This is a genomic window from Streptomyces bobili, from assembly GCF_002154575.1.
Lineage (GTDB): Bacteria > Actinomycetota > Actinomycetes > Streptomycetales > Streptomycetaceae > Streptomyces > Streptomyces bobili.
Genome location: NZ_MUBA01000792.1, coordinates 1 through 662 on the forward strand (window position 1 = coordinate 1; position 662 = coordinate 662).

Here is a 662-nt window from a genome sequence, read left to right on the forward strand (position 1 = left end):
GGGTGGTCGGGGTGGAGGGCCTGGGGGGTCACGTCGAGGCCGGGCGGGAACGGCAGCGGGCGGTTCGGCTCCTCCGGCAGCCAGCCGGTCACTCCGCTCAGCCGCAGTTCCAGGTGGGCCAGAGCACTGCGGTAGTACGCCCCGTCGCCCGGCGGGCGGTCCATGATCTGGGCGGCGATCTCGCTGAGCGGCAGGTCCGCGGAGTTCGAGGCCCGCTGGACGCTGTCGTGGACGGCCCTGAGGAACGCGGGCGGGGACTGGCGCCCCGTCTCGAGCGGCACCGGGACCACGTTGCTGAACAGGCCGAGCGTCTCGCGGGCCCCGAGGAAGGTCCGCCCATGGGTGTAGACGGAACCCAGCAGCCGGTCCCGCTCGTACTCCGTGGAGACGGCGTGGCTGAGCGCCGCCAGCAGGAGGGTGTGGAGCGTGACGCGCTCGGCTCGTGCGCGCCGCAGAAGGAGCCGGGTCCGCTCGGCCGTCAGCGTCAGCGGTACGGAGCCGAACTCCGCCTCGGCGACGACCGCCCCGGCATCGCCCGGCAGCGGGTCCGCCGCGCCGTGGGCCCGCAGTTCCCCAGCGAGAGCGGTGACCCGCGCGCGCAGGGCCGCGCGTGCCTCGGGCGCCTGCTCCCGGCTGATGAGCCCGGTGTAACTCACCGGGTC

Annotated in this window: 1 protein-coding gene; it reads right to left on the reverse strand. The window is 75.1% G+C overall.

What is annotated here, in order from left to right; all coding sequences use genetic code 11:
* Positions 1–662: condensation domain-containing protein (locus BZL64_RS37655; protein ID WP_244205794.1), on the reverse strand; the 662-nt coding region annotated here is incomplete at both ends.